This is a genomic window from Bacillus sp. 220_BSPC (genome assembly GCF_001054655.1).
Taxonomy (GTDB): Bacteria; Bacillota; Bacilli; order Bacillales; family DSM-1321; genus Peribacillus; species Peribacillus frigoritolerans.
In genome coordinates this window covers 35,408-55,895 of the sequence record NZ_JVPL01000301.1, presented here as the reverse complement: position 1 = coordinate 55,895, position 20,488 = coordinate 35,408, and the positions used below count along the sequence as shown (strand labels likewise).

General features: G+C 43.4%; 21 protein-coding genes and 2 other annotated features (1 of these 23 only partly in view). Of the genes, 3 read left to right on the top strand and 18 right to left on the bottom strand.

Annotated elements, in window-relative coordinates; genetic code table 11:
- Positions 1-20: 20 nt before the first annotated feature.
- From ADA55_RS25435 to ADA55_RS25405, 7 genes are all read right to left on the bottom strand, one after another.
- On the bottom strand, positions 21-560 hold the full coding sequence (locus ADA55_RS25435) for a Spo0B domain-containing protein (protein WP_048688958.1): 540 nt from the start codon (positions 558-560) through the stop codon (positions 21-23).
- Positions 561-1,097: 537 nt separating this feature from the next.
- Positions 1,098-1,388: a 50S ribosomal protein L27 gene (rpmA, locus tag ADA55_RS25430; RefSeq protein ID WP_048688955.1), complete on the bottom strand. Its 291-nt coding sequence runs from the start codon at positions 1,386-1,388 to the stop codon at positions 1,098-1,100.
- Between the two features lie 12 nt (positions 1,389-1,400).
- Positions 1,401-1,733 (bottom strand): ribosomal-processing cysteine protease Prp, encoded by a 333-nt coding sequence (locus tag ADA55_RS25425; protein WP_048688952.1) that lies wholly within the window; start codon positions 1,731-1,733, stop codon positions 1,401-1,403.
- Positions 1,734-1,746: 13 nt separating this feature from the next.
- Positions 1,747-2,055 carry a 50S ribosomal protein L21 gene (gene rplU, locus ADA55_RS25420; RefSeq protein WP_034308849.1) on the bottom strand — a complete coding sequence of 103 codons (309 nt, stop codon included), beginning with the start codon at positions 2,053-2,055 and terminating at the stop codon, positions 1,747-1,749.
- Positions 2,056-2,068: 13 nt separating this feature from the next.
- Positions 2,069-2,152 (bottom strand) — a sequence feature (ribosomal protein L21 leader region).
- 75 nt (positions 2,153-2,227) lie between these two features.
- A complete protein-coding gene (locus ADA55_RS25415; RefSeq protein ID WP_161922303.1) occupies positions 2,228-3,700 on the bottom strand; it encodes an Rne/Rng family ribonuclease in 1,473 nt (490 codons plus the stop codon).
- Positions 3,701-3,742: 42 nt separating this feature from the next.
- The gene (locus tag ADA55_RS25410; protein WP_048688946.1) at positions 3,743-4,609 is read right to left on the bottom strand and encodes a M50 family metallopeptidase; all 867 of its coding nucleotides are present in this window, start codon (positions 4,607-4,609) and stop codon (positions 3,743-3,745) included.
- The gene (locus ADA55_RS25405) at positions 4,602-5,351 is read right to left on the bottom strand and encodes a M23 family metallopeptidase (RefSeq protein ID WP_048688943.1); all 750 of its coding nucleotides are present in this window, start codon (positions 5,349-5,351) and stop codon (positions 4,602-4,604) included. The genes ADA55_RS25410 and ADA55_RS25405 overlap by 8 nt, the downstream gene beginning before the upstream one ends.
- Before the next feature lie 257 nt (positions 5,352-5,608).
- On the opposite strand from ADA55_RS25405, the gene ADA55_RS25400 reads away from it, so the two are divergent.
- Positions 5,609-6,052, top strand: a complete 444-nt coding sequence (locus ADA55_RS25400) for a S1 domain-containing RNA-binding protein (protein ID WP_034308861.1) — start codon at positions 5,609-5,611, stop codon at positions 6,050-6,052.
- A 128-nt stretch (positions 6,053-6,180) separates the two neighbouring features.
- Here the strand turns inward: ADA55_RS25400 and minD are convergent, their stop codons facing one another.
- From minD to ADA55_RS25350, 10 genes are all read right to left on the bottom strand, one after another.
- The gene (gene minD, locus ADA55_RS25395) at positions 6,181-6,984 is read right to left on the bottom strand and encodes a septum site-determining protein MinD (RefSeq protein WP_034308862.1); all 804 of its coding nucleotides are present in this window, start codon (positions 6,982-6,984) and stop codon (positions 6,181-6,183) included.
- Between the two features lie 2 nt (positions 6,985-6,986).
- A complete protein-coding gene (gene minC / locus ADA55_RS25390) occupies positions 6,987-7,670 on the bottom strand; it encodes a septum site-determining protein MinC (RefSeq protein WP_048688939.1) in 684 nt (227 codons plus the stop codon).
- Positions 7,671-7,786: 116 nt separating this feature from the next.
- A complete protein-coding gene (gene mreD, locus ADA55_RS25385) occupies positions 7,787-8,305 on the bottom strand; it encodes a rod shape-determining protein MreD (RefSeq protein WP_048688936.1) in 519 nt (172 codons plus the stop codon).
- Entirely contained in the window at positions 8,302-9,174 is an 873-nt protein-coding gene (mreC, locus tag ADA55_RS25380; RefSeq protein ID WP_034308869.1) for a rod shape-determining protein MreC, read from the bottom strand. The genes mreD and mreC overlap by 4 nt, the downstream gene beginning before the upstream one ends.
- Positions 9,175-9,310: 136 nt before the next feature.
- A complete protein-coding gene (locus tag ADA55_RS25375; RefSeq protein WP_034308871.1) occupies positions 9,311-10,330 on the bottom strand; it encodes a rod shape-determining protein in 1,020 nt (339 codons plus the stop codon).
- A 148-nt stretch (positions 10,331-10,478) separates the two neighbouring features.
- Positions 10,479-11,153 (bottom strand): RadC family protein, encoded by a 675-nt coding sequence (gene radC, locus ADA55_RS25370; protein WP_048688995.1) that lies wholly within the window; start codon positions 11,151-11,153, stop codon positions 10,479-10,481.
- A gap of 59 nt (positions 11,154-11,212) precedes the next feature.
- Positions 11,213-11,782, bottom strand: coding sequence for a Maf family protein (locus tag ADA55_RS25365; RefSeq protein WP_048688933.1), 570 nt, complete (start codon positions 11,780-11,782; stop codon positions 11,213-11,215).
- A 188-nt stretch (positions 11,783-11,970) separates the two neighbouring features.
- Positions 11,971-12,936: a hypothetical protein gene (locus ADA55_RS25360; RefSeq protein ID WP_142398502.1), complete on the bottom strand. Its 966-nt coding sequence runs from the start codon at positions 12,934-12,936 to the stop codon at positions 11,971-11,973.
- A gap of 308 nt (positions 12,937-13,244) precedes the next feature.
- Positions 13,245-13,997 (bottom strand): prepilin peptidase, encoded by a 753-nt coding sequence (locus ADA55_RS25355; protein WP_048688927.1) that lies wholly within the window; start codon positions 13,995-13,997, stop codon positions 13,245-13,247.
- Positions 13,998-14,583: 586 nt separating this feature from the next.
- Entirely contained in the window at positions 14,584-15,873 is a 1,290-nt protein-coding gene (locus ADA55_RS25350; protein ID WP_048688924.1) for a bifunctional folylpolyglutamate synthase/dihydrofolate synthase, read from the bottom strand.
- Positions 15,874-15,971: 98 nt separating this feature from the next.
- Here ADA55_RS25350 and ADA55_RS25345 point away from each other — a divergent pair, with 98 nt between their 5' ends.
- Positions 15,972-16,913, top strand: coding sequence for an ATP-grasp domain-containing protein (locus ADA55_RS25345; RefSeq protein WP_048688920.1), 942 nt, complete (start codon positions 15,972-15,974; stop codon positions 16,911-16,913).
- Entirely contained in the window at positions 16,882-17,727 is an 846-nt protein-coding gene (locus ADA55_RS25340; RefSeq protein WP_048688918.1) for an ATP-grasp domain-containing protein, read from the top strand. Before ADA55_RS25345 ends, ADA55_RS25340 begins: the two co-directional genes overlap by 32 nt.
- A 56-nt stretch (positions 17,728-17,783) precedes the next feature.
- Here ADA55_RS25340 and ADA55_RS25335 read toward each other — a convergent pair whose 3' ends face one another.
- Positions 17,784-20,435, bottom strand: a complete 2,652-nt coding sequence (locus ADA55_RS25335) for a valine--tRNA ligase (RefSeq protein ID WP_048688915.1) — start codon at positions 20,433-20,435, stop codon at positions 17,784-17,786.
- A 42-nt stretch (positions 20,436-20,477) separates the two neighbouring features.
- Positions 20,478-20,488 (bottom strand) — a binding site (T-box leader); it runs 218 nt beyond the window's last position.

Sequence of the window (20,488 nt, the reverse complement as noted above, 5' to 3'; positions counted from 1 at the left end):
AATTCTTGCTGTATACTTCTCTAAAAGTTAATATCCATCTTAAAAAATATTTCATCCTCATTACATTCAAGAATTTCAATTGATTGCTCGGCCGTTAATGAACTTTCCAAAAACTCGATCACTGGGGATTGATCAATGAACCTGCCTTGCATATGAAATGTACAGTGCATATCGCTCTCTTCTTTTTTACACATAGAAACAGCCAGTATATTTTCAAAAAACGGATCCAGGTTTTTATCCAGAATCTTGAAGAAATCGTTTGTCCAGCGATACATCAGCCCGTCCATCTCGGTTGAGCCTTCAAAAACATCAATGATTTCATATTCGCAATAAAATGATCCATTATTCCAATTCGACGTCAATAGCATCTCGGTGAACTTGGGTAAATTCAAACTGGAAAGTCGTGCTTCATTCTGGGTTTCAACAATGATTTCATCAATGATGCCCTTGACACGATCAATTCTGTTCAACTCCAGATTCCCTTTGATGATTTGAATTTTATTCAGCCAGTCATGCCTGGTTTGACGCAGAGTTTCAATAGTCGTCCAATTTTTATCCATTATTAACACCTTCAATTATGATAAAGAAACTTTTTTCAGCTCTATCATGTTGAATACTTCCATTTGTACAGTATATCAAAAAAACAACAAACAGGAAATGAAGCTCGATTCACATGCCTTCACATGAAAGCCCCCGTCCAAAAAATACAGCCGCACACCCTGAGTTCTTTGGACGATGGTAGAGCCATTTGAACTAAAAAAGAGAATGGGCCTTATTTATGCACCAATTGGAGATATTATAGTAGAATTGGAGTGTCTATTTGGTTTAACCAAATCGGATGGATGAATAATCTAGGATTTACCCCCTGAAAGTTTAAGAAAGCCCGCCTATTGGCGAGCCTTTTGTAAGTCAGAGGTTGTTTCCTTATACTAATGACTAAAGTCTCCTGCAAAATGCTGGTTCGTTCCTATAGTATAAATAAAGGGCCGGACCCCTTCATCACTATATAGCCTACCATTATTAAAAATGACGCGGTATATAGTGTCTTGTAGAAGGAATCAGACCCTTTTGAGTCAGCCTCTGTTCAAAGATGCCAATTATGCTTCTTGTGCAACTGGATATACGCTTACTTTTTTACGGTCACGTCCGAAACGTTCGAATTTAACAACACCGTCTACTTTAGCGTATAGAGTATCGTCTCCACCACGGCCTACGTTCTCACCAGGATAGATTTTTGTTCCGCGTTGACGGTAAAGGATAGAACCACCAGATACGAATTGACCATCTGCACGTTTAGCGCCAAGACGCTTGGAGATTGAGTCACGTCCGTTCTTTGTAGAACCTACTCCTTTTTTCGAAGCGAAGAACTGAAGATCTAATCTTAACATTTGTTCCACCTCCTATTGGTTGAGGATAATTTTCATGTATTTACCATAATCACGTTCGATGGTTTGCAGCGATATGAGCATTCCGTTCAAAAGCAGCTGAACCTTCTCTTCCGATTCCGGCGAAAGATTCCCCGGAATGGCGCAGCGAAGATAGCCGCCTTCTCTCCCTTGCTCAATCTCAGGCTCTACGTCCGTTAAGGACATGATGGCATTGACTGCCCCGAAGGAAACAGCCGATACACCTGCACAAACGATATCAGAACCTTTTTTAGCAAAATTAGCATGTCCGCTTAAGGTGAACGAAGCAATCCGTTCCTGCGGAGCATCAAATACAACTTTGATCATCTAGAATCAGCCCTTACGCGTTGATTGCTTCGATAACAACTTTAGTGTATGGTTGACGATGACCTTGTTTTTTACGATTGTTTTTCTTCGCTTTGTATTTGAAAACAGTGATTTTCTTTTGCTTGCCTTGTTTTTCGACAGTACCTGTTACAGTAGCGCCTTCAACTAGTGGAGCACCGACTTTCACGTCTTCGCCACCTACGAATAAAACTTTGTCAAATGTAACAGTTTCGCCTGCTTCTGCGTTTAATTTTTCAATGTAAACCGCTTCGCCAGCTGCTACTTTAATTTGTTTACCGCCAGTTTCGATAATTGCGTACATACTTGCACCTCCTTAAATGTCTCAGACTCGCCAATCACAGGCGTTTTACCAAAAAGGCAAAAGCTTAAAACCTGATGTTGAGCGGTTGTAGCATGGGTGCTACAAACATAACATTAAAATCCTACCATGAAACAGGAAAGGCTGTCAATATATTTATAACAATTCCCGCCCTTCACTCGAAAGCCCGCCCGATTTCCTGAATGCTTCCGAATCGCTTGATGGAATAGGCATTCGTCAAACCTGGGATAAAAGACAGGAATATCTTTTTAGCGATCAATTCCTCCAATGCCGGCCGATATGATTCCTTTTCACCAAGCAGCACGTCCGCCACCGCTTTACTGACCTCCACCCATACCGCTTCATCATCCGTCTTCCTGTGTTCCAGCAGCTCACGTTCCAACCGGAAGGCCACCGTTTCCGGGCTCTCGATTTTACCGCTTCCACTGCACACAGGGCAAGGCACCGTCGTCATTTCACTTAAAGACGGGGAGGTTCGCTTTCTCGTCATTTGTAAAATGCCCAGTTCCGTAAAACCGATGACCTGGATTCGCTTCTCATCCCTCACCGCTTCCTTTTTGACGATTTCGATGATTTCCTGCTTATGCCGGGACTGGTCCATATTGATGAAATCTATCAGGATGATTCCGCTGATATTCCTCAATCTCAGTTGACGGGCGACCTCTTTCGCCGCAGCCTGATTAACCGCAAACAATGTTGCTTCCTTCTCCACCTTGCCGGTGAACTTACCTGAATTGACATCGATTACGGTGAAAGCTTCCGTTTCTTCAAAAATTAAATATCCGCCATTATCAAGCCAAACGATTTTCTTGGCCATTTTCTCAACTTGCGCTTCCACATTCCATTCGGAAAAAATATTCCTGGTACCCGATACATGGGATATTTCCCACTCCTTACGGTTTTCCTGTATCCACTTTTTCAACTCGCGATAGGCCTCGAAGTCATCGATGGCAAGTTCCCCGGTCGCCGTTCCCGACATTTCGGAAATGATCATATCAAGGTAAGCGTCCCTCTCATGGAGAAGGGACGGGGCCTTTAGGGATGCAGCCTTGACTTCAAGCCCTTTATGGAGCTCCCGCAATCCAGTTAACCTGTCAAGGAAAACCGATTCACTTTCGTTCTCCATCGAGGTGCGGACAATCAATCCCTCATCAGGATTTTTATGCAGCATGGCCGTTTCCCGCCATTGCTTCTGAAGATCGTCGTTTTTGAATTTCTTTGAAACACCAACATAATCTATTCCATGTATGTATACGAGGGACTCCGTTGAAAACTCGATCAGCCCCGTCAATTTAGCTCCTTTTGTTCCCGTTTCATCCCGAGTCACCTGAACTAGCAGCTTTTCTCCCTGACGGACAAATTGACCGATGGATGCTTTCCCATCACTTTTTTTTGTAAGCTGGAAGGAGGGAATCTCGTCACGGTGTAAAAAACCATTCTTCTCTGCACCATAATCAATGAAGACGGCATCCATTCCCGGCAGCACCTTCGTAACCTTCCCAAGATATATATTACCGACCGTACTGCGCTTTTGAGGCGGCATGATTTCAAGTTTACGTAAAACACCATTCTCAAGGACGGCCACTCTTTTTTCGCGTGAAGCTAGGTTCGCGATCATTTTTTTCATCAAAAAAAATCCTCTCCTCAATTTGAAGAAAGGATAACATATTTAATAAGAATATAATAGGTCGCCGATTTTCCCGTTCGTCATTTTCTCCGAAAAATAGGCGTGAAGGATTTCCGTTTCATCCAATGAGCCGCTCTCTTTCCCGTTTTTCATGATGATGACGGGGTGTTTACAGCCGCGTTGAAACAGTTCCAGCACTTTATAAATCGGTTCTTGTGAATCCACCGATATCGGCTTCAGTTTCGCCAAATCATTCGTATGCCCGTAATGGCGCTGCAGAAGAAAGCGGATGAACGCGTAATACCTCTGCCGCCATTCCATGACGAGTGAGAGACTTATGAAAAAGATGATGAGCCAGATGTTCAAATTGAGCGGATCCAGTATGATCCAGGTCAAAAAAGCCAGGACAGCGAATACTGCAGAAAAGTGAAGGGTATACTTCTGCGCTTCCAAAAAGGTGCAGTATAGGGAAATACCGATGAATAGCAAGCGTCCCCCGTCCAAGGGCCAAATTGGCAGCAGATTAAAAATCAGCAGCATAAGGTTCATATACAAAAATGGCTGGTACAGCTCATATGGGATAATGGTAAAGAAATAGAGCATAAAAGCTACGCCAATGAGCCAAACATGTTGAAGCGGACCGGCAAGCACCACCGTCAAATCCTCCTTCAAACTCTTGTTTCCATATTCCTCAGTCTCGACAGCCCCGCCAAAAGGAAGAAGCTGGATTGACTTTATCCGCCATTTGAAGTGCTGCGCACAGACGGCATGCCCCATCTCATGTATGAAGACGATAAGCAACAGCATCATCACTTCAACGAAATGGGCTGTGAGGATGGCAATGCCAATGACAAACCACAGTGTCGGGTGCACCCTGATTTTAAACAGTAACTTCCCATATTCACTCAAAGGAAATCACCTTTTTAGGATCGACGAAAGCATCATTTTCTTTTATCGCTAAATAAAATCTGCCCTTGGATCCATCTTCACTTAGTGTAACCTGTCCGACTTCATTGCCCTTTTTAACGAACTCATACAATTTCACATCAATATCTTTCAGCTGCCCATACCAAGATTCAGTTTTATTGGCATGCTGAATGACGACCGTCTTTCCGATCCCCTCCTTTTCACCGGCAAAAATGACTACCCCTTCATTAACGGCCTCGACCTTTGAGCCTTTGCTCGTTTCCAATATGATTCCCTCACCGTTCGTCTCGAAGTTTTGGGTAATCTTCGCAGAAGCTGGCATTGCATATTCTTCATTCGAATCAACAGTTTCCGTATTGGCTTCATTCGGTAAAAAAGCGATTGGTTTACCAAACGCACTTTCGTACCAATTGGAGATTGAAGCGAACTGAAATTCCTTGTTCATGTTCTCCATGACAAAACTCCTGGCAGGGTCAAGCCGCACAGAAGGGTGTTTGAACATCACCGCGACAATCAGGAACAGGCATACACTGGCAAGAATTTTAAAGAAAAAATATTCTTTCTTGAAGAGCGGATGGTCTTTTTCGGAATACCCGTTATATGAATCAATCCCATATGGTTCCTCATTGTTGATCTCCGTCCAACTACTGCTTCCTGCCGGCTTATCATTAAACTTGCGTCTCTTGGCGATACGATTGCGGATATCTTTCCTGCGATCATCCATTCCAGACTTCCCCCCCTGCTCATGTCAAAGCGCTATATTACAACGTATGAGCAACTTGTCCAGACTATGACGGAGAAAAGATATTCTTTCTGCACATCCTGTAAAATTTTTTCCAATGAAAAATCATCCGGAAACCAATGAATTTCCAAGGTGATTTCTGTATCGATTCAGAAAATCTAATAATTGAGATTGATATTGTTCCCCGAAATTTGTTATAATAAAGTGGTTTTAACATTATTGAGGGGGAACATTTTTTTATGTCAATCGAAATAGGCAGCAAAGTACAAGGTAAAGTAACAGGTATCACTAATTTTGGAGCATTCGTAGAATTACCAGGAGGCTCAACAGGTCTTGTGCATATCAGTGAGGTAGCAGATAGCTATGTAAAAGACGTAAATGACCATCTTAAAGTAGGCGACCAAATTGAAGTAAAAGTGATTAGTGAGAAAGACGGAAAAACTGCCTTGTCCATCAAAAAGGCTATAGATAGACCCGAAGGGCAAACCTCTTCTTATACCAAACGCCCACCACGCCAAGGGGATAGCCGTTCTAAAGATTTTCGTTCAAAAGGTAATTTCCAACCAAAGGAAAATTTCGAAGATAAAATGGTGCGCTTTTTAAAGACTAGCGAAGAAAATTTATCGACTCTTAAACGCAGCACTGAATCAAAACGCGGCGGAAGAGGCGGAAGACGCGGATAACCCGCTGCATTTTAGCATATAGAACAGGCAAGCCGGGATACGGCTTGCCTTTTTTATTTTCATGAAGTTCCGTGCAAAAAAAAAGCGAGGGCAAATGCTCCCCGCTTCTTGACAAAAAGAATATAGATTTACCGCACGCTAAAGAATTTTTTCAACTTGGACATGAAGCCCTTTGGTTCGCTGCCAATTGGAGTCAAGGGCACAGATTCACCAAGGATCCTTCTGGCAATGTTCCGATAGGCAAGCGAGACTCTATTGTCCGGATTATAGGCAATGGGTTCCTTTTTATTAGCTGCCACGATGACCTGGTCATCATCAGGAATGACACCGATCAAATCAATCTTAAGAAAATCGGCAACTCCATCGATATCCATTTCTTCATCCTCATGAAGCAAATGGCCGCGTATCCGGTTGATGATCAATTGAGGCGGTTCAATATGCTCTTCTTTTTCAAGCAGGCCAATAATACGGTCAGCATCCCTTACAGCCGGTCTCTCTGCCGTCGTAACGATAATTGCCTTGTCTGCCCCAGCTATGGCATTCCTGAAACCCTGTTCGATGCCTGCAGGGCAATCAATGATGACATAATCATAGTCAGGCTTCATATCGCTTATGAGTTTCCTCATCTGCTCTTCATTCACCACTGTTTTATCACTATTTTGCGGAGCAGGAAGCAAATAAAGCAAATCCTCGAAATGTTTATCCTTAATGAGCGCCTGGTGTATCTTGCAGCGCCCTTCGACCACATCGACCAAATCATAGATGATGCGATTCTCCAATCCCATGATCACATCCAAATTCCGAAGACCAATATCCGTATCAATCAAGCAAACCTTCTTGCCTAGAAGAGCTAAAGATGTTCCTAAATTGGCGGAGGTGGTCGTTTTCCCGACACCACCCTTACCGGATGTTATAACTATTGCCTCTCCCACGATTAGAGACCCCCTTCTAATCTATTTAAATTAGGTCTATATTTCTTTAAAACTTGCAGTTTTTCTATAATGATATTTTCTTCTTCATCCATGAAGGCACATTCCAAGTCATGTCCCCATTTTGTATATTGATCAGGAGATAGATTCACTTGTCCGGCAATGCGCAGCTGGGCAGGCTTCATGACAGAGGCAGCTATGATGGCCTCATTATTCCCTTTATATCCGGCATGGGCTATTCCCTTTAGCTGTCCCATGATATATATGTTGCCACCCGCACGAACCGTTCCGTCGGGATTGACATCCCCAATTAACAGTAAGTCACCGGGAACTTCAAAAACCTGTCCCGACCTTATCACCTTGGTCACGGTAGTCACTTGGTTTTCATCTTTCCATCGTTTCGCTTCATCCTTCGTCAGGACATTCGAAATTATCTCATCCACGAAAAGCTTCTTCTTTTTATGGATGACCTCTTTAATCTTTTCTTCTTGTTGTTCATCAAGATAGCGGTTCCCTGTATGTACTTTTACGGAAATGGACGGGTCATTTTCTTGAAACTGATAGTTTGCCGAAAGCTTCACTTCTAACTCTTTCAATAATTCGGAAAATGAGCAAGAATCATCGAGATGAAGCATAAACCCGTCTTTTGTTCCCTTAATCATGACATTTTGCTGAATTCTTTTATTCATGACGTTTGTTTCACCTCAATGAAATATAATTCGACATAGGAAAACAAATTTCCTTTTTCTACGTACACGGAAAAGAGAAAATACATTTCCCACCTGCTTCTTAAGACACAGGAACGTTATTCCGTTTCTCCTTGCAAATCAAGCTTTTCAATGATTCTCTTTAAAGGATAGCAGCTGATGATAATGAATGCGAGATTCAATAATAATGTCGGAATCAATCTCCGTTCCGCAAATTCACCAAATCCCATATCTGCAAACGATAGGATGATATTCATCTGAAAGATGACAATCTCTAAAACTGCCGTGAATAATAGTGCCGTAAGGCAGGCAATCAAAATATTATTTTGCAGGATTTTCATGCTTTTCGATATCAGATAGGCAAGAAAAGGCAGCAGGAACATGTAAATTCCAAGGATTTCCGTATATACGACATCATAAGTCAACCCTAGAATCGCCCCATAAAGCATACCCATTTTCCTGGACCCGTACATGGTCAGGAAAAAAACGAATATCATCATGAAATGGGGCACGAGGATTTTATCGGCCCCGAATGCATCCCCAGCGAACATCTGGGCGAAGATGCTTTCAAAAACAAAAAAAACCAAGGCTATGAAAGAAAGGATGAAATATCTCACTCAGCTTCATCCTCCCCTTCACTTTCTTTCGGTACACCGTCCACTTCACGCTGAACGACCATTACATTATTAATATCATAAAAATCCGTCGAAGGTTCGATATATGCAGTCTGGTTCAATCCATATTGATCCACTTTGACATCGACAACTTTCCCGATCAGCAGACCTTTCGGAAAGATTCCTCCATAACCGGATGTGATGACCAATGAATTTTTCTTGATCTTTTTATCATATGGAATCCGCTTCATCAGCAAAAGGTTCTTCTTATCATCGAACCCTTCAATCAAGCCATATGCTTTATCATCACCTTGAACGATGGCTGAGACACGGTTGGCTTTATCGATCGAACTTAAAAGTTGAACCGAGGCCGTGAAATCCGTCGCTGATTTCACCTTACCGACTAACCCATTGGACGTGATGACCGCCATGTTTTTTTCTACCCCATTACGCTTCCCTTTATTGATCGTCAGCATTTCATGCCAGCGGTCGGGATTACGTCCGATGACAGTCGCCTGAGTGGGCGAATACTTCCGCAGGTCATCTTCTTTTTTGAGGTTGTCGCGAAGTTCTTCATTTTCTTCCTTTAAATCTTGGACTTGGGTTTTCAATAATACATATTCATCCAAGCGGGCTTTCAATTTTTTGTTTTCATCGTATGTATGTTGAAGGTCTTTTAAGCCCCCTACAAAACCTGTTATACCCGATACTGGCTTATTAAACACATTTCCGACCCAGCCTGTCGTATCTTTCAGGAATTGCTCCGGCCAGGTCAACTCTTCTCTCTCCCTTAATGAAAAACCGATCAATGCCACGAGAACGATAATACTAACGAGCAAGAGAAGGAGCTTTTTATTAAAAAACTGTGGCATGGTGATTACACCTCTATCTAAAATTTACTCTATGGTTTTTAAAATTACACTATGGATTTAATGAAACAGCAAAACATAAGAAAACCGGCTCAAAATTGCACCTTTTGTTGAGCCGGCCCTATTTGAGAAGTGATGCTTATCGCGAATCTCTTGATTTAGTCTTGAATAAATGAATGTGGTCCAGCGCTTTTCCCGTTCCGATCGCAACACAATCCAGCGGATTTTCAGCGATGATCACCGGCATTTGCGTTTCTTCACTGATGACTTTATCCAAATTGCGCAGCAAAGCACCCCCGCCTGTCAGTACAATGCCCCTGTCCATGATGTCAGCGGCTAATTCAGGTGGTGTTTTCTCTAAAGTGTTTTTCACGGAATCCACAATTGCAGAAACGGTGTCGCTTAATGCTTTGGATATTTCCTCAGCTGTAATTTCGATCGTTTTCGGTAATCCAGTCAATAGGTCACGGCCGCGAATTTCCATGTTTTCGACGCCTTCCGTGTCTCCAGCAGAACCAATTTCCATTTTGATCGCTTCAGCAGTACGCTCACCGATCATCAAATTGTAGTTCTTACGGATGTATACGATAATGGCATCATCCATTTCGTCACCGGCAATACGGATCGATTGGCTTGTAACGATTCCGCCAAGGGAAATGATGGCCACTTCCGTCGTTCCTCCGCCGATATCAACGACCATGCTGCCTGTAGGCTCCCAAACGGGAAGATCCGCACCGATCGCTGCTGCAAACGGTTCTTCGATAGGATATGCGTCACGGGCTCCAGCTTGTCTTGCTGCATCGATGACTGCACGCTGCTCGACTGCCGTAATTCCAGAAGGCACACAAATCATGACATATGGCTTGTTGCCGAATACGCCCTTCTTTTGAGCTTCCTTCATATAGTACTTCATCATGGTAGCCGTCGTTTCATAATCGGCAATTACTCCGTCCTTCATCGGGCGCAGGGCAACCACGTTACCAGGAGTACGGCCGATCATGTTTTTCGCATCGTTTCCGACTGCAACGATTTGCTTTGTATCTGTTTGCACCGCTACAACCGATGGTTCACGTACTGCGATGCCTTTTCCCTTCACATATACAAGCGTATTCGCCGTTCCTAAATCAATCCCTATATCTCTTGCTCCAATTCCAAACATTATGGTATCTCCCTTTCGTAAACAAAAATGCCTTTTTATAAGTTCAAATAATAATTTGTCGTTTTTTGACAATAAGAGTTTTGAAAAAGTTTCCTCTTTTAAAAATCATAAACAATATTATATCGTATCGTCAAAAATTTTGATAGTGTCATAAATAACCTTTTTCCTTCAAGCTAACATATTTATGTTCCCCGATGATGATATGGTCCAATACTTCAATCCCGATTATTTTACCACATTCGACTAACCTTTTCGTCACTTCAATATCTTCTCTGCTGGGAGAGGGGTCTCCGGAGGGGTGGTTATGAAGACAAATGATAGAGGCAGCTGACCTTTTGAAAGCCTCTTTAAAGACCTCGCGCGGATGCACGATCGAGGCATTGAGGCTCCCGATGAATACCGTAGTTTTTTGTAGCACTTGATTTTTCGTATTTAAATAGAGACAGACGAAATGTTCCTGTGATAAAAACCGCATTTCCTCCATGCAATAATTAGCTCCATCTTCAGGAGATCGAATCACATAACGGTCTTGGTCATTCAAATTGTTAATTCTCCTGCCAAGTTCGACGGAGGCCAGGATTAGTATCGCTTTTGCTTCACCAATCCCTTTAATCACGGTCAGTTCTTCCACTGAGGCTTCTTTTAACAGGCGCAGGCCCTTGAAGGAATTGATGAGTCTGCCGGATAGTTGCAGGACTGATTCTTCCCTTGATCCTGTCCTCAATAGCAAAGCAAGCAATTCCTGATTGGAAAGACTTTGTGGCCCGTCCTGTAGAAACCTTTCGCGCGGCCTCTCTTCTTTCGGGTAATCCCGTATTAACATTTTTTCGCTCAAAAGATCAACCCTTCCTTAGAAAAGGGAAGATGCCAGAGGAAATCAGATTATCCTAACTCTTCCTGCATCGCTTTAAGTTCCCGGGCCAGCCTTGAGACCGGAAGCCCGACGACTGAGAAATAGTCCCCTTTGATTTGTTTGACAAGAAGAGATCCGTATCCTTGAATCCCATAGCCGCCAGCTTTGTCAAAAGGTTCCCCGCTATCCAGATATCGTTCGATTTCAGCTTCTGGCAGCTCCCAAAATGTCACTTCCGTTTTTTCTGCGAATACTCTGCGATGCTTGCCGAACAGGATGACGACACCTGTGTATACTTCATGTGTCCGTCCTGATAACATTTCCAGCATTCTTTTTCCGTCGGCCCTGCTTACCGGCTTACCCAAGATCTCACCATCAAGGACTACAACGGTATCCGAGCCGATTACCCAGCTATCCTGAAATTTTGCTGCGATGGCTTCCGCTTTACGGGATGCCAGTTCTTTCACCGCTGCATCAGGACACATGTTTTCATCAATACTTTCATCAACATTGGAATTCATGCTTTCAAAGGGGATTTGAAGAAATTGCAGAAGTTCTTTACGACGTGGTGATGAAGAAGCTAAAATCAATGGCTGCATAATATAAAAGTCACCTTTCTTTACATAGGGAGATACATATCTATCCTATCAAATAATGGTGCAATCCACAATTATTGTTTACTAGGAATCGACAAATGCCTGTAAGTATTTCCCGGAAAATAAAAAAGGTGTCACAGATGGTTTCGTATTGGGAGGCTTGTCCCATTAGGCAGCCCCCCCTTTTTTCTTTACTTTTGGTAATTCAATAAAAAATTCAGAAGACTTTCTTGAGCCTGGAATAGCTTTTCTTCATTTTTGGAAGTCTCATATTCATCAATCGACTTTGCTGCAGCAGTCAGGTCATCGTTCATCTTTGAAAACGCCGGCGATAATTTCCCCGCCTTCAGTTCATCCATGTTTTTTTTCAGGGTTTCCCCGTTTACCGTCCCTGCCTTTCCGCGAAGCTTTGTTGCGGATGTTTCTGCCAACGAAGCATATACTGCTTTCATCTTGTCGAGGGTTTTTTCATCTTCTTGGCTTGTCCCGGCCGCTTCAAAATTGATTTCCTTCCAATATACATCCACATCATATGACTTTAAGAACAAGGCCAGTTCTTTACTTGCAGCTAGACTCTCTGCCGATCCCAGAAATAGATAATAGCTTTCTTCCAATTTGAAGATTTCAGCAGGAACCTGCTTTTCAATGATTTTCTTTTGAATTTGCCTTGCCGCATCCTCGCTGCTGAATACTCCTCCCTGTACAAGGAATGTCTTCAGCTGGTTTCCCGGTTCAGTCACTGCCGCTTTTTTATCTTCAACGGTGGCTTCAGTTGGAATCGGGGTCTCGACCGAAGATACTTCGGCTTTTTCCTTTGTAATCGTTTTAACGGCGATCAAGCCAAGAATCGACCCAAAAAACACAGCACAAATGACTGCGATCATGAATGTCTTGATCGGTCTTTTATCCGAGCTTTTCAGTGACCCGGTACCAAAACCGATGAGCTTCGGCATTTTCTTCTTTGGCGGTGTGGGTACCAATACAATCTTGCTTTCATTTGAATCCTCAGGGAGTATCCATTCGAAACTCTCATCAGTTTGTTCCTGTTCCTGCTCCTTACTCGCCGCCTCTTGACTTTCAATTTTTTTATCGGCAAATACTTTTTCTTCCCCATTTATTTTAATCGTTACACCCTTGCTTTGTTCCGGCTTGCCCAATTTTTTTCCTCCCCTCCAGATCATTTTTTTCATCCTAACATAGAGGTAAAAAAAAATAACAAGACTTTTGTCGTCTTGTCATTAATAGGTTTCGTCAAATTTCCCTATTCATATATGGGTAACAAAAAAGGAATTCCAGGTACTGGTACTATTGCTTCATGAAACCATTCCATATCACCTCTCACCAATTACATACATCCCTCTATCATTTCATAATCTCTTGCCTCCAAATGGGGATGGTTCCCTACTGAGCCATTATTCAGGTGATTTTTGACAAATTCCTCTTGGATCAGGATGGTCCTTTAAGCTCATCTTAAAAATGTTACATACCAATGTAATAGCGAATCGCCCCAAAAATAAGCAGTCAATGTCCCAAAAACGATATACGGTCCGAAAGGAATAAGGGTTTTCTTTTTTAAGATTCCGGTCAGCAACCCGATGATGCCAAGCAATGCCCCATAAAAGCACGCAAAAAGCAAAGATAACAGCACCATCTTCATTCCCAATACGAAGCCAATCACTGCAAACAGCTTGATATCACCGCCACCCATGCCACCCTTACTCACGACCGCGATTGATGACAGCAGGCTAAAACCAACCGCTGCCCCGACAATTGAATCCCACCAGGGCGTCAGTGGAAATGAGACTCTTAAAACAATAAAAATCACTATAAAGAAAAGCAGTATTTTATCGGGTATGAGCATATAGGCGACATCAGTCACGAAGATGATCATAAATAATGAAATCAATATCCAGCCAACCAACAGTTCGCCCGACCAGCCAAGGAATATCGGAGCAGAGGCAAACAAAACGCCGGTCAGCATTTCCACGGCCGGATAAAGGGGGGATATCCTTGCTTTACAGCCCCGGCATTCACCGACTTGCAACATATAAGAAATAACCGGTATCAACTCGAAGAATGTCAATGTACGCCCGCAAGAAGGGCAGGCGGAGCGACGATTCGCGAATGAATGACCAGCTGGAACACTTAAACCGACAACGTTAAAGAATGAGCCTAAAATCAAGCCCAATACGAAGAGATAGATATGGATAGCCATCATTTATACAAAGTGCATGAGGATTCGATTGCCTTTGTTTGAAACCCTGATATAAAAGTCCCTTCCGCTATGTAATTAACCATTGGGTTCTTCATGCTCATCCCTCCCGTCATTTTATTAAGCAGATCCTACTATTCAACATATATATGGAATGCAATATATAAACATATTTTAACAAATAAACTGGGTGATTTGTCATCAATCACTCTATTGGAGTTTTTTCTTTTCAAGAGACTCTGTTAACAAGAGAAAAGGACCTTTGAATACATATCTTTCACCAAATCATAAATGAAAGTGAAGTCAATGACTGCCTCAATTTACGAAAACAATAAAGACTTTTGGCAAAAGGGTTCTATATAAAAGTTAAACAAAGTTGATTGGAGTGGGTGTTGGGAGACTCCTGCGGGAAAAGCGAGTCCAGAGGAGACCCCGCAGGCGCAAACGCGCCGAGGGCGGACCGCCCGCGGAAAGCGAGTGCCCTACGTTCCAATCAACGTTTAAATTGCACAACTCCCCTAAAAAACTGCAGGCAAACTCGCTTTACTTTGGTTTCCATGATAAAATGCCTCATTACGGCAATGCACATTATTTAGGCATCTTCTCTGATCAGGAACTCCCTCACAAGTGAAAGGAAATGAAGGGACCCAGTAATGACAAGAATCTCTTTATCCCCCGTTTTCCTTCTGCCTTCCGTTATCGCCGCCTGCCAATCCTTGTTTATACTTTTATTTGGATGACTGCATTTTTCATAAAGCGTTTTCGCATCCGCCGCCCGTTCGTGGTCGAATTCGGTAATGATGATTTCCATCGCCCCCGTTTCCAGTCCATGAAGCATCTCGGAATAGTTTTTATCTTTAAATGAACTGAATACGAATCGGTACTTATAGCCGGGGTAATGCACTTTTAGCGTTTCCTTCAGTACGTCGATTCCAGCAGGATTATGTGCACCATCAATGATCACCAATGGCCCATCCGATATTTTTTCAAAGCGTCCATCCCATTTTGCTGCCCCTATTCCTTCAAGGATGCTTTTTTCATCGATATTTTCCATTCCTACTGTGACAGCAGCAATGGCCAGTGCCGCATTCTCCATTTGATGACGGCCCAGCATCTGCATTTCCACATTTTCGATTGACCTGTCGGCAAGCGAAAATGAGAAACTTTGCCCACGTTCACTTCGCTTCATATTGCTAACACGAAATTCTTTACCCAATTGGTAATAAGGTACGCCTATAGCTGACGCTTTTTCTTCAATTACTTTTGCTGGTTCCCCGGCTGTGACTCCGCTGATGACCGGCGCCCCGCTTTTTATGATGCCTGCCTTCTCAAAAGCAATTTCCCCAAGTGTGTTACCCAGGATGTTCGTATGTTCCAAAGAGATCGAGGTAATGATCGAAAGAAACGGCTGGATGACATTCGTTGTATCAAGCCTGCCTCCTAAACCGGTTTCCATCAAAACCAAATCGACTTCCTTTTTGCTAAAATAAGAGAATGCCATGGCAGTCAAAATTTCGAACTGAGTGGGACCATTCCCCTTGCTGTCCATCTCATGGATGATCGGCCAAAGCTTCCGGAAAACATCGATGAATTCCTGATCACTGATTTCATCCTCATTTACCTTCAGCTGTTCATTCATCCGTATTAAATAAGGAGAAGTGAAGGAAGCGACCCGAATTCCTTGTGCAAGCAGAATTTCTTTAATATATTGCAGTGTCGATCCTTTCCCGTTGGACCCTGCAATGTGAATATACTTTAGCTCCTTGTGCGGGTCGCCTAATTCAGTTAACAAAGTTTCCATCCGTGACAGGCCAAAATTCATGCCCAATCGAATTTGGCGCCGTTCAAAAAATTGATTGATTTCTTTCATGGTTGTAACCATTATCGTGGAGCCTCCTCTTTCTTTATACCGCTCTTATGCGTTAAGATTATTTTATCAATATATGAACGATTAACCTAGATGAAAGGTAGTGTTTCACCATGAAACCTTCAGATTTCCACTGTTGGATTGTCGTCAACGGCTATTTACAGCATGATAAGTTTTCCAGTTTAGCTTTGTTCATTAAAGAGGCGGCTGAAAGGAAAGATATCATGGCAACCCTTATCCGCAATTCAGATCTCATGCCCATAATCGAAAAAGGAGTGCCGCTGCTTAAAGGAACCTTTGATAAGCTGCCGGATTTTGTTCTGTTCATGGATAAAGACATTCATTTGGCGCGCCATTTGGAATTGCTCGGCATCCCCGTATATAACAGCAGTGCAGCAATCGATATTTGCGACAGTAAAGCAAAAACACATCAAGCCTTAACAGGGCATGGGATACCGATGCCGAAAACCATATTTCCCCCTTTTACGTACGAAGGGATTGAAAGGGTCAATATGGATGCTTTTATCCAAATCGGCAATGAACTCGGGTATCCTCTTATCGTTAAGGAAGCATACGGTTCTTTTGGGGAACAAGTATATTTAATCCAAACAGAGGATGAGTTACTGAAGACGATCCGTGATCTTGGCCACAAACCATTTATCATCCAGGAATTCATCGAGCACAGTAAAGGTCGGGATATTCGCGTGAATGTCGTGGGCAATCAAGTCATAGCAGCGATGCAACGTCATTCCGAGCAGGACTTCCGAGCTAATATGACTGCCGGGGGGCAGGCTGCACCATATATCCCCACCCGTGAAGAAGCACAACTTGCCATTCGATGTGCGCAAATTCTGGGTGCCGACTTCGCTGGCGTCGATTTGCTGTTTGGTGAAGAAGGTCCGCTTTTGTGCGAAGTGAATTCAAATTCGCATTTATTGAACATTTATGAATGTACAGGCATCAACATCGCCGATAGCATGTTCGATTATATCTTGAAAGAATTAGGAAAAGGAAGTGCATCTGATGAAAAAACAAGCAGGCTGGTTGATTTATAACCGTGAGGATGCCTTGAAAAATAAAGGATACATAGATTGGATGCTTGATGAAGCCAGTAAGCTTGATCTTGATTTACAGTTTCACTTTCGGGAAGACCTTAGGATCGGTCATCGTTTCAACAAGTTATATGTTGAACATGAGATGCAGCCAATTTCATTGCCGGACTTTGCCATCGTCCGGACCATCGATCCTTTTTTTACAAAGCAACTTGAGCAATTGGGGATTGCTTGCTTTAACTCCGCCTTCGTATCGGAAATCGCGAATGACAAAGCAAAGACGCATCAATATTTGTCCTCGCTGGGGATTCCAATGGTCGATACCGTTTATTGTAACGGAAGGCCGAGTGCCAATGACATGGAGCTCCCTTTCATTGCTAAAGAAACTAGCGGCCGCGGCGGGAAACAAGTATTTCTAATCGAGCATGCCGATGATCTTGCCCAACTGAATGATGGGAATTGGATAGTCCAAAAACCTGGCTTATTCGGTAGGGATATCCGCGTTTTTGTGGTTGGTAATAAAGTGAAGGCTGCTGTACTCAGGGAATCCGCTTCCAGTTTCAAGGCAAATTATACGCTGGGCGGATCGGCTTCGCTATATGAGCTGACTGCATCTGAATTAGCCCTTGTTGAAAGAGTAATGAGGTCATTTGATTTCGGCCTGGTCGGTATCGATTTCATTTTTGCTGAAGATGGCAGCCTCATGCTGAACGAAATTGAGGATGTCGTCGGGAGCCGGACACTAAGTGCACTAAGTGATATGAATATCGTATGGGAGTACCTTACATTCATAAAAGAAAGCATATCCTCTTCTTAAATAGCCTTTAAACAGAAAAAGGATGAACCGGCTTCAAGCTGGTTCATCCTTTTGTTTTACAGTTGTTTCAGTTCGCTGATCCTGTGGATTACAGAGTCGCGTTTTTCGCTATAGTCTTTTTCCTTGGCACGTTCTTCTTCGATGACGCTTGCCGGCGCCTTTTTAACGAAGCCCTCGTTGCCCAATTTTTTCTGTACACGCTCAACTTCTTTATTAAGTTTGTCGAGTTCTTTTTCAAGACGTTTCACTTCTTCGTCAATATTGATCAGTCCTGTAAGCGGAAGGATTAGTTCTACACCAGTTACGACAGCTGTCATGGCTTGAGCAGGCTCTTCGACTTCGATTCCGATCGTCAATTGTTCAGGATTACAGAAACGCTCGATATAGCTGCTGTTTTTCTGTAATGTCGCTAAGATGGCCTCATCTTTCGCTTTTAAAATCAAATTGATTTTTTTGCTTAGCGGTGTGTTCACCTCAGCACGGATATTACGGACGGAGCGGATGATTTCAACAAGCAGCTTCATTTCCTCGGCTGCAGCTGTATCTGTCAACTCTTCATTCACTTCCGGCCAAGCGGCAACAGTGATGGACTCACCTTGATGCGGTAGGTTCTGCCAGATTTCTTCGGTAATGAACGGCATGAACGGGTGTAACAATCTCATTGTGTTATCCAGTACATACGCCAAGATCGAGCGCGTCGTTTTCTTAGCCGCTTCGTCTTCTCCATATAGCGGAAGCTTCGCCATTTCAATATACCAGTCACAGAAGTCATCCCAAATGAAGTTGTATAGCACACGGCCCACTTCACCAAACTCATAACGGTCCGCAAGTCTGGTTACGTTGGAAATCGTTTCATTCAAACGCGTCAAGATCCACTTATCGGCCACAGACTTCTCACCGCTTAAATCGATTTCGTCATACGTCATGCCATTCATGTTCATCAAAGCAAAACGGGATGCGTTCCAAATCTTATTGGAGAAATTCCAAACTGCTTCGACTTTTTCCGTACTATAACGGAGGTCCTGGCCTGGCGAGCTGCCCGTAGATAAGAAGTAACGCAGGGAATCGGCACCGTATTGATCGATGACATCCATCGGATCGACACCATTGCCAAGCGATTTACTCATCTTGCGCCCCTGTTCGTCACGAACCAGACCGTGGATCAGCACATCTTCAAATGGTCGTTCACCTGTGAACTCAAGAGCTTGGAAAATCATCCGCGATACCCAGAAGAAAATGATATCATAGCCTGTCACAAGTGCCCCGGTTGGATAGTAACGTTGGAAATCGACACTGTCCTTGTCAGGCCAGCCCATAGTCGAGAACGGCCATAATGCCGAGCTGAACCATGTATCAAGCACATCTGTATCTTGTTCCCAGTTTTCAGTGTCCGCAGGCTCTTCATGACCTACATACACTTCACCTGTTTCTTTATGGTACCAGGCGGGAATGCGGTGACCCCACCAAAGCTGACGGGAAATGCACCAGTCGCGGATATTTTCCATCCAATGCAGGTACGTTTTCTCGAAACGGTCCGGTACGAAATGAACTTTTTCCTCATCGGTTCCTTTTTGAAGCTCAACGGATGCATCAGCCAGCGGCTGCATCTTAACGAACCATTGCGTCGAAAGATATGGTTCAACAACAGCACCGCTTCTCTCTGAATGGCCTACTGAGTGAAGGTGATCTTCGATTTTGAAGAGTACTCCTTCTTCCTGAAGGTCCTTGACGATTTGCTTACGGCATTCAAAACGGTCCATGCCTTCATATTTACCGGCCTTTTCATTCATCGAGCCATCTTCATGCATGACAAGGATGCGCTCCAAATCGTGACGGTTCCCGATTTCGAAGTCATTCGGGTCATGAGCAGGAGTAATTTTGACCGCGCCTGAACCGAATTCCATATCGACATAATCATCACCGACAATCGGGATTTCCCGGCCTGTAATTGGCAAGCGGACCTTTTTGCCGATCAAGTGTTTATAACGGTCATCTTCAGGGTGTACAGCAACAGCAGTATCGCCAAGCATCGTTTCTGGACGGGTGGTGGCAATTTCAATTTCACCCGATCCGTCAACCAATGGATATTTCATATGGTAAAATGCGCCCTGCACATCTTTGTAAATAACCTCGATATCGGATAACGCCGTTTTCGTTGATGGATCCCAGTTGATGATGTATTCGCCGCGATAAATCAAGCCCTTGTTATAAAGCGAAACGAACACTTCGCGAACTGCTTTTGAAAGCCCTTCATCCAGAGTGAAACGTTCACGTGTATAATCAAGTCCAAGACCTAGCTTTGACCATTGTTCACGGATATGGCTCGCATATTCCTCTTTCCATTTCCATGTCTCTTCCACGAATTTTTCACGCCCAAGGTCATAACGGCTCACGCCATCCGCACGAAGTTTCTGTTCTACTTTCGCTTGAGTGGCGATACCGGCATGGTCCATGCCTGGTAACCATAAAACATCATAGCCCTGCATCCTTTTCATGCGTGTCAATATATCTTGAAGTGTCGTATCCCAAGCGTGGCCAAGATGCAGCTTACCTGTAACGTTAGGCGGCGGGATGACAATCGTATATGGTTCTTTTTTATCGTCACCCGTCGTTTCGAAAAACTTTCCATCAAGCCACCATTTGTAGCGGCCTTTCTCTATCGTCTGCGGATCATATTTAGTCGGCATTGAAATTTGGTTCTCTTCCATATCATTTCCTCCTTTTGGGCATAAAAAAAACTTCCATCATCACAAAAGGACGA